The sequence below is a fragment of the Trueperaceae bacterium genome, from assembly GCA_036381035.1.
Taxonomy (GTDB): Bacteria; Deinococcota; Deinococci; order Deinococcales; family Trueperaceae; genus DASRWD01.
Genome location: DASVDQ010000019.1, coordinates 1 through 9,252, shown reverse-complemented (window position 1 = coordinate 9,252; position 9,252 = coordinate 1). Strand labels below are relative to the sequence as shown.

Annotated in this window: 7 protein-coding genes; 3 read left to right on the top strand and 4 right to left on the bottom strand. The window is 73.0% G+C overall.

The features are described from left to right. On the bottom strand, nt 1-1,977 hold a 1,977-nt coding region (locus VF202_02300; GenBank protein ID HEX7038924.1), incomplete at its 3' end, for a PAS domain S-box protein. Nucleotides 1,978-2,057: 80 nt separating this feature from the next. Further along, on the bottom strand, nt 2,058-3,038 hold the full coding sequence (locus VF202_02295; GenBank protein ID HEX7038923.1) for a M48 family metallopeptidase: 981 nt from the start codon (nt 3,036-3,038) through the stop codon (nt 2,058-2,060). Nucleotides 3,039-3,203: 165 nt separating this feature from the next. On the opposite strand from VF202_02295, the gene VF202_02290 reads away from it, so the two are divergent. Beyond that, a complete protein-coding gene (locus VF202_02290; GenBank protein ID HEX7038922.1) occupies nt 3,204-4,643 on the top strand; it encodes an NHL repeat-containing protein in 1,440 nt (479 codons plus the stop codon). 74 nt (nt 4,644-4,717) lie between these two features. On the opposite strand, the gene VF202_02285 is transcribed toward VF202_02290, so the two are convergent. Beyond that, nucleotides 4,718-5,290: a LemA family protein gene (locus tag VF202_02285; GenBank protein HEX7038921.1), complete on the bottom strand. Its 573-nt coding sequence runs from the start codon at nt 5,288-5,290 to the stop codon at nt 4,718-4,720. Between the two features lie 99 nt (nt 5,291-5,389). Beyond that, entirely contained in the window at nt 5,390-6,514 is a 1,125-nt protein-coding gene (mnmA, locus tag VF202_02280; GenBank protein HEX7038920.1) for a tRNA 2-thiouridine(34) synthase MnmA, read from the bottom strand. Between the two features lie 202 nt (nt 6,515-6,716). Here mnmA and VF202_02275 point away from each other — a divergent pair, with 202 nt between their 5' ends. Together VF202_02275 and recJ are read left to right on the top strand one after the other, a co-directional pair. Beyond that, nucleotides 6,717-7,088, top strand: coding sequence for a lipopolysaccharide assembly protein LapA domain-containing protein (locus tag VF202_02275; GenBank protein HEX7038919.1), 372 nt, complete (start codon nt 6,717-6,719; stop codon nt 7,086-7,088). Beyond that, nucleotides 7,088-9,252 (top strand): single-stranded-DNA-specific exonuclease RecJ (gene recJ, locus VF202_02270; GenBank protein HEX7038918.1); only part of this gene is annotated, 2,165 nt, incomplete at its 3' end. The genes VF202_02275 and recJ, both read left to right, overlap by 1 nt.

The following is a 9,252-nucleotide window of genomic DNA, read 5'->3' as shown; positions in this document are numbered from 1 at the left end:
CATCTTGAGCATGCAGCGCTGCCCGGCGTAGGCGACCTCCTCGCCGGAGAGGAGGATATCCCTCACCTGGCCGTCCTTCGTGCGCAGCTTGAGCTGCAGCTCGCGGAACCTGCCGCCCTGCCTCAGCGCCTCGTCGAGCCGCTGGCGGTCCTCGGGGCTCGACCACATGCCCAGCTCGCGGGCCGTGCGGCCGACGACCTCGTCCCGCTCGTAACCGGTGAGCTTGAGGTACCAGTCGTTCACCTCGAGGAACCTGTCCTCGTCGCGCGTGGTGATCACGGCCGCCACCGGCCCCAGCTCGAACGCCCGGCGGAACATCAGCTCGCTCTCCAGAAGCGCGTCGCCGGCCAGCCTGGCGTGCTCCTCCAGGCGACGCATCAGCTCGCTCGACCTCTCGTCGATCTGCTGCCGGTCGATCAGCGCGGCGACGTGCATGGCGATCATCTTCAGCGCGTAGAAGTCGCGCTCGCCCGGCAGCGCCGCCACGTCCACGTGCATGCACAGGGCCCCCAGCGGCCGGCCCGTCCCGCCCATCAGCGGCAGGCTCAAGGACCGCAGTCCAGAGGCGTCGACGCCGTCCTCCGCCAGCGCGGCGGCGTGCTCCGGCCCGATGTCCTTGATGACCAGCCCGGCCGTGGGCGGGCGCTCCAGCGCCTCCTCGTCGACGGGCAGGACGCCGAACTCGGACAGGTAGGCGCCCTTGAAGCCCACCTGGGCGTACACCTTCAGCGCGCGCTCCGGCTCGTCGAGCACCCAGACGCCGCCCCGGTGGCCGCCCACGAGGTCGACGGCGGCGTTCAGCAGCGTCTCCACGCCCTCCCTGATGTCGTCGGCCTCCGCGGCGCTGGTGAGGACCTCGTAGAGGCGGCGGTTGATGGTCAGCTCGCGGCGCAGCCTGCGGCTGCCGAGGCGTAGCTGCTCCTCCACGTGGCGCAGGCCCGTGATGTCCCAGGTCATGACCACGTAGGCGGGCTCGTCGGACGACTCGTCCACGGTGGCGCTCTCCGCCAGCCAAGCCGTGGCGCCGTCGCGCGGGCGCCTGATGCGGTACTGCGCCTGCCACGGCTCGCCGCGCCTCACGGCCTCGCGCACGGCCAACGCGTACGGCTTGCGGTCGGCGGGGATGACGAGCGCCAGCTTCCGCTCCTGGCTGGCGATGGTCTCCCCCGCGTGCAGCCCGAAGACGTCCGTGGGCGGTCCGACCAGCGCTAGCTGCCCCGTCGCCGGTGAGAAGCGCTGCACGGCGACCTCCAGCGTCGAGCCGGGCAGGTCGGCGCGCCCCTGCTCGGCGTAGGCGACTAGCTCCAGCGGGTCGCGGATCAGCGCGGCCGTGCCGTCGCGCAGCGGCAGCAGCAGGACCTCGACGGTCCGCCCCCTGATGGGCGAGAAGGCCTCGAAGCGCGCGGGCCTCCTGTCCGCGACGGCCTCGATGTGGCGGCGCAGCAGCTCCGAGTCGAGCAGCTCCGGGAAGACCTCGGCGATGTGGCGGCCGAGGAGCTCGTCGCGGGGCACGCCCCAGAGCCGCTCGATGACCTGGTTCGCGTAGACGAAGCGCTGCTGGGCGTCGAGGGCATAGAACGCCTCGGGCAGCGACCACACGGCCTCGGCCACGAGGTCGCGGTCCTCCTCGGGCGCCGGCGGCCGCGAGCGGGAGGGCCGCTCGCCGGCGACCCGGCGCAGTGAGGCCGCGATGCCGGAGGGACGCCCGTCCTCGCCGACGAGCAGGGTGAGCGTGCCGGTGACGAGCGTGCGTAGGCCGTCCTTGCCGACCCGCCAGCCGGCGACGTCGGCGTGGCCCTCGGCCAGCGCCCGCTCGACGGCCCGGTCCGACGCGCCGCGGCCCTCGACGGCGAGCAGCTCCGCGAAGGGGCGGCCCACGAACTCGTGGGCGGCGTAGCCGAACGCCTCCAGCACGGCCGGGCACCACGTCGCCGCGCGCCCGTCGAGCGTGAGCGTGAACGCGATCGTCTCAGTCATGAGGGGGCATCGGCGGGAAGGACCTCCGGGCGGAGTCCTGGCGCCCGCGGCTGGGCTGGACCCTATGGTGAATCTAGCACTCACATCCGCCGCAGCCTGTCGATGCGCTCCTGGATGGGCGGGTGCGTGGCCATGAGGTCCACGTGGTTCTGCCCCCTGATGGGGTTCACGAAGAACATGTGCCTCACGCCCTCGCTCACCTCCAGGGGCGGCCCGCGGTAGTCGCGGATCTTCTCCAGCGCCCTGGCCAGGCCCTCGGGGTTGCGGGTGATGTAGGCGGCGGCGGCGTCGGCCAGGTACTCGCGCCTCCGGCTCACCGCCAGCCTCAGGAGGGTCGCCAGCACCGGCGCCAGGACCAGCAGGGCGATGAGCAGCAGGGCCATGACGCCCTGACCGCGGGCGCCGTCTCCCCCGCGGTCGGAGCGCCGCCTGCGGCCGTAGCCGCTGCCCACCCCGCCCCAGTACAGCCAGCGCATGACCAGGTCGCGCAGGACGAGGATCGCGCCGACCGTGGCGACCAGCATGGACATGAACCTCACGTCGTAGTTCCTGATGTGCGCCATCTCGTGGGCCACCACGCCCTCGAGCTCCTGCCTGTCGAGGAGCTCGATGAGCCCCTTCGTGACGGCTATGGAGCTGCGCTCGGGGTTGCGGCCCGTGGCGAAGGCGTTGGGGGCGGGCGAGTCGATCACGTAGACGTCGGGCGCCGGCACGCCGGCGCCGATCGCCACGGCCTCGGTCACGTTCACCAGGTAGCGGTGCTCGGCCGCCGTGGCCTTGTGCGCGCCGGCGGCGGCGAGGGCGATCTTGTCGGAGAGGTAGAACCCCACCAGCCCCTGCGCGCCGCCTATCGCCAGCGCCGACCCGACGAAGAAGCCGGTGGAGGCGATGTCGGTGACCTGCGCCAGCAGGTAGGCCAGCGCCGCGAGGATGAGCGCGGTGAGGAGGGCCATCGCCCACGACAGGCGCATGTTCCTGGCCTTGTAGTCGAGCAGGCTTATCCGCCTGCCGGTGGCCGGGTCGGTGAAGACGTCTGGCAGCCGGGTCGCCGTGCTGGTCAACTGTGCCCCCGTTCGCTCGTCGGCATGGACGCTTGCGGTCCACGATAAGGCACAAACCGCACAGCCTCGCCCGCGAGCCCTCGCCTAGACTGGCGGCCAACACCAGCCTCGGCGTGTCCGTGGGGGCCGTCAGGCCGCGCACGTCATGCATCTGGAGGGAACGTCATGCGCCGATACACGCGCAGCCTCGTGGGCCTCGCCCTGCTCGTCCTCGCCGCCTGCTCCACGCCGCAGGTCACGATCGTCTCGGTCGAGTTCACCTCGCACGACGACGGGGACGTCGTCACCGGCTCCCGCCAGGTCGAGGTGGTGGCGGCCGTCACGGCGCCCTCGGACGCCACGGTCGTGGGCGAGCACGACGGCCAGGACCTCACCTTCACGCGCCAGGGCGCCACGCTGAGGGCGAACGTCACGCTGCACGACGGCGACAACGCCATCGAGGTAACCGTGAGCGCCGAGGGCAAGTCCGACACGGCCGCCCTCACGCTCGTCTACCCGTTCGTGCGCGTGGAGGACGGTCAGCCGGGCGCGTACGTGATCGGACAGGAGAGCGACACGTCCGCCTCCGCGACGGCGCCGTCCAACATGCGGATCCTCGAGCCCTACAACAGGCCGGCCTACGTAGGCGGCCTCTTCTTCGTCCCCGACAGCGGCACCCACAGGGTCCTCGTCTTCGACGGCGTGCCCACCTCCACGGGCGCGCCGGCGTCCTTCGTCGTCGGCCAGCCGAGCTTCGACGAGTTCTCCCCCGGTACGGGCCTGGGCGCCTTCAACGAGCCGGGCGCCGTGGTCGCGCACGGCGACGGTCTCATCGTCATGGACACGCAGAACAGCCGCATCCTCGTGTTCGACGAGCTGCCCACGGGCTTCGGCGCGCAGGCCGACCGCGTGCTCGGCCAGCCCGACGAGGACTCCACCGACCCCGGCTGCTCGCCGACGAGGTTCAACCACCCGGACTCCGCGGCCTTCGCCGGCGAGCGCTTCATCGTCGCCGACACCGACAACCACCGCGTCCTGATCTGGAACCAGTTCCCGGCCGACGCCGACACGCCCGCCGACGTCGTGCTCGGCCAGCCAGACAAGGGCACCTGCGTCGACGACGAGCTCAAGCCCGGCGCCGGCGCCACGGCCTCCACGCTCGACACCCCGCAGGCGGTCTGGAGCGACGGCCAGCGGCTGATCGTGGCCGACACCGGGAACTTCCGCGTGCTGATCTGGGACGAGGTGCCCTCCACCGATGCCGCGCCGGCGGACCACGTCATCGGCCAGCCGGACTTCTCCTCGGACGACCCGGCCGTGGACGTGAACGCGAGCACCTTCGCCTGGCCCGCCTACGTGGACAGCAATGGCAACCAGATCTTTGTGGCCGACGAGGACAACAACCGCGTGCTCGTCTGGGACGAGTTCCCCACGACCGACGGCGCGCCGGCCGACCACGTGCTCGGCCAGCTGGACATGAGCTCCTGGGCGCCCAACCGCGGCCAGGTCACGCCGGGTCCGGAGACCCTGAACCACCCCTCCGGCCTCCACTACCTGGACGGCAGGCTCTTCGTGGCCGACTACTTCAACCACCGCATCGTGGTCTTCGAGGCCGCGGCGCCGTAGGTCGGGGCGCCTATAGGGCAGAACGAGGAGCGGCGCCCGCGCGGGCGCCGCTCTCTTCCGTCGCGCTCGCGGCCTCAGGCAGGCGGCTGGCTCGGCGCGCCGCCGAACGACACCTGCGGCACCGCGCGGTCCTGCTCGGGGATCTCGAGGAACACGGCCTCGGTCTTGCCCATGGGGCCGGCGAAGAAGCTGCCGGGCACGGTCTCGATGGCGTTGTTGTACTGCAGGACGGCGTCGTTGTAGAACTGCCGCGCGTAGGCGATCTTGTTCTCGATCGAGGAGAGCTCCTCCTGCAGCATCGCGAAGTTCTGGTTCGCCTTCAGCTCGGGGTAGGCCTCAGCCACCGCGAGCAGCCGGCCCAGGGCGGCGGACATCATGTTCGCGGCCTCGGCCGACTCGTTCACGCCCTTGGCGTTGATCATCGCCTCGCGCGAGCGGGCGACCTCCTCGAAGAGCTGCCGCTCGTGAGACGCGTAGCCCTTCACGGTCTCGACCAGGTTCGGCACCAGGTCGACGCGGCGCTTGAGCTGGACGTCTATCTGGCTCCAGGCGTTCTGGTACCTGTTCTCGAGCTGGATGATGCGGTTGTAGACGCTGACGCCCCACAGCACCAACGCCGCGAGCACGACCAGTACGACGATTGCCATGAGCGACCTCCTGCGACGAGCATACGCCCTCGCGGCGGGAGCGCCCCCGCGTAGGTCATGCGCCGGCTCCGCGGCAGCGCTGGCCGGTGACCCCGAGGCTCAGCGGTAGCGCTCGGCGATGACCCCGCCGCCCAGCAGCCTGTCCCCGTCGTAGACGACGGCCGACTGACCGAGCGCGACCGCGAACTGCGGCTCGTCGAAGACGAGCTCGAAGCGGTCCCCGTCGAGGAGCCGCAGCGTCGCCGGCTCCGGCGCCTGGCGGTAGCGCACCTGGGCCATCACCCGCGTCGGCAGCTCGCCCTCGTCGCACAGGAAGTTGCGTCTGTCGGCCACGAGGCGGGGCCAGTGGCACATCTCCTTCGTGCCCACGACGACCTCGTTCGTCTCGGGCCGCAGCTCGATCACGTAGCGCTCGAGGTGCGAGTGGAACAGCCCTAGGCCCTTGCGCTGGCCGATCGTGAAGCGCGCGAAGCCGTCGTGGCGGCCGGCGACGCGAAAGCCGTCGGCGGCGTCGAGGACGTCGCCCGGCCGGGGCTCGAGGGCCGCGGCGAGGTAGTCCCTCACCGTGGTCGGCACGAAGCAGAGGCCGGAGGAGCTGGGCTTGTGGGCGGTGAGCAGGTCCTTCTCGGCGGCGATGCGCCTGACCTCGGCCTTCGTCATGTCGCCCAGCGGGAAGAGCAGGTACGGCAGCACCTCGCGGGGCAGCGCCCACAGGAAGTAGGTCTGGTCCTTGTCGTCGTCCACGCCCCTGTGCAGCTCGGGGCCGCGCGGCCCGGCGACGCGCCTGACGTAGTGGCCCGTCGCCATGAACTCGCAGCCGAGCGCCTGCGCACGCTTGACGAAGGCGCCGAACTTGATCTCGCGGTTGCACCACACGCACGGGTTCGGCGTCGTACCGGCCTGGTAGCCGGGCACGAAGGGGTCGACGACGACCTGCTGGAACCTGTCGCGGAAGTCGAGTAGGTAGAACGGTACGTCCAGTTCGTCGGCCACGCGGCGCGCGTCGTAGGCGGCGTCCGGGCTGCAGCAGATGTCGAACGCGCCCTCGGGCCTGTCGTCCGGCCAGAAGCGCAGCATGCTGCCCACGACCTCGTAGCCGCGCTCGGCCAGCAGCGCCGCCGCGACGGACGAGTCCACGCCGCCCGACATGCCGACCAGCACCTTGGGCGGCACGACGGCGGGACCGGTCCCCGTGGAGGTGGTGGGCACGGTCTGCGCGCTCACAGCAGGGAAGCATATCCGCCCCTCGCGCCGCGGCTGCGGACGCGGCGAACAGAACTGACCAACGGCGCGCGCTCGGTCGGCGCTCGCTGCGGACCGACGCGCCGGAGCGCACCCTCTCGGCGCCGCCTCCGGCCCCCGCCCCGGGGAAGCGTCGCCCGCGCGTGTCGGCCGGGGCTGGGGTAGAGTTTCCGCGGAGGTCCCAGTGAAAGCCGCACGCATCGTCCAACTGCTGCTGATCGTCCTGGCGGCCGTCTACCTGTGGCTCTTCCACTCCGCCAACCCCGACTACGTCGAGCTCCCCCTGCTCCGGGGCCTCGTGCCCCAGCTGCCCGTGGGGCTCGTCGTCGTGGCCGCACTGCTCATCGGCTGGCTCGTGGGCTGGGTGCCCACGCGCATCGCTCTGTGGCGTCGCGCCCGCGAGGCGGCGCGCCTGCGGGCCGAGCTCGCGCAGGAGCGCGCCCGCGCCGCGCCGGAGGCCGTGCCGGTGAGCCCCTACCTCACGCAGACGGAGTACCCGGTCATCCCCGACCGGCCGCGCGACCCCGCGCTCGACGACCCGGACGAAGCCGCCTGATGCCTGCGGCGCCGCTCCCGACAGCGGAGCCGCGTTGGACCGTCCGTCCGCCGGCGCCCCCGCGCGAGGTCGCCGCGCTGAGCCGCGCGCTGGGCGTGCCGCCCGCGATCGCGGCGATCCTCTGGGCGCGGGGCCTCCGCGACGACGCCCCCGACCACCTCAACCCGCCCCTGCGGCGCAGCCCGAACCCGGGGCTCGACCAAGCGGCTGAGCGGCTGGCCGCGGCCATCGCGAGCGGCCGGCGCGTGCTGATCCACGGCGACTACGACGCCGACGGCATCACCGGCTCCGCGCTCCTGCTGCTGGGCCTGCGCGAGCTGGGCGGGAACGTGTCGGCCCACGTGCCGAACCGCCTCACCGACGGTTACGGCATACACCCGGGCCGCGTCGACGAGCTGGCGTCGCGCGCCGACCTGCTCCTCACCGTCGACTGCGGCGTGACGAACCTCGCCGAGATCGCGGCGCTGCGCTCCCGCGGCGTGGAGGTCATCGTCACCGACCACCACACGCCGGGCGAGGAGCTACCGGACTGCCTCGTCGTGCACCCCAGGCTCTCGCCCCTGGCCCGCGCCGGGCTGCCCGAGCTCACGGGCTCCGGCGTGGCGTTCCACCTGCTGTGGGCGCTGCGCGAGCGCCTCGGCCTGGAGGCGCCCCTCGACTACGCCGACCTGGCCACCATCGGCACCATCGCCGACGTCGCGCCGCTCCTCGGCGAGAACCGCGCCCTCATCAAGGAGGGCCTGCCGCGCCTCGCCGACTCGCGCTGGCCGGGCGTGCGCGCGATGGTCCGTCAGTCGAAGCTGCGCGGCGAGGTCACGGCGCGCGAGGTCGCGTTCGTCCTCGCGCCCCGGCTGAACGCCGCGGGCCGCCTCGGCGAGGCCGACAAGGGGCTCGAGCTCCTCACCACGGCCTCGGAGCGCCGGGCCAGCGAGCTCGCCGCCTACCTGGACGCCCGCAACGCCGACCGACGCCGCATCCAGGACGAGATGCTCGCGGCCGCCGAGGCGAAGGTCGACCCGGGCGCGCCGGCGCTGGTCCTCGAGGACCCCGCCTGGCACCCTGGCGTGATGGGCATCGTCGCCAGCAAGCTCCTCGAGCACCACTACAAGCCCGTCTTCATCGCCGCCTCCGGCAAGGGCAGCGTGCGCTCCACCCCGGGCGTCTCCGCCGTCGAGGCGCTCAGGGCGGCCGCCGAGCACCTCACGCGCTTCGGCGGCCACCGCCAGGCGGCCGGCTTCGCGCTCGACATGAGCCGCTTCCCCGGCTTCAGGGACACCGTGCTCGAGTACGTGGGCGCCTTCGAGCCGGACGTCCGCACCGTCGTCGCCGACGCCGTCATCGCGCCCTCGGAGGTCGACGACGGGCTCTACCGGGCGATACGCGACCTCGAGCCGTTCGGCGAGGGGCACGCCTCGCCGCTGTTCGCCGTCGCCGGGCGGCTCGAGCAGGCCCGCGCCGTGGGTGCCACGGGCACGACGCTGCAGCTCCGCGTGGGCGGGGTCAAGGGCGTGGCGTGGCGCCTCGGCGGCCTGGCCGGGCGTCTGCCCCTCGGCGGCGAGGTCCACGTGGCCGCCACGATCCGCGAGAGCGAGTGGCGCGACACGCGCAGCCTCGAGCTCCTGGCCGAGGCCGTCAGGCCCAACGGGCCCCTCGGGCTGGCGCCGGAGGCGCGCGACGAGGCGAGCCAGGGGGCGGCGCTGCTCGTGGCGCGCGCGCCTCGCCCCGGCGTGCCCACGGCACCGCGCGGCGTCCCCCGCGGACGGCTGGTGGCTGGTCCCCTCGACGACCCCGTCGCCGAGCTCGAGCGGCTCGTCGCCGCCGGCGAGCCGTTCACGCTCGACCTCACCGAGGAGGACCTGGCCCGCGTGGAGGACGAGGCCCTGTCCTACCCCACCGTGCACGAGCTGAGGCGGGGCCTGGTGGCGTTCCGCCGCGGGCTGCAGCACGGCATCCCCGAGCCGAAGCTGTCGCGGCTGACGGCGGCCCTGCGCGAGCTGGGCCTCGTCGACGGCGTCGGGCGGGCCGTGGTCACCGAGCCGGGCCGCAAGCTGAACCCCATGGACTCGCCGACGCTGCTGGCGGGCCTGGTGCGCCGCTACCGCCTGCGCAACCTCGTCCACGCCTACAGGCACTTCGACGACGAGGCGTTCGCCGTGGCCGTCGT

Coding starts and splice junctions, on each gene's coding strand:
- VF202_02285 (HEX7038921.1), bottom strand. CDS start 5,290: ATGGCAATCGTCGTACTGGTCGTGCTCGCGGCGTTGGTGCTGTGGGGC.
- VF202_02290 (HEX7038922.1), top strand. CDS start 3,204: ATGCGCCGATACACGCGCAGCCTCGTGGGCCTCGCCCTGCTCGTCCTC.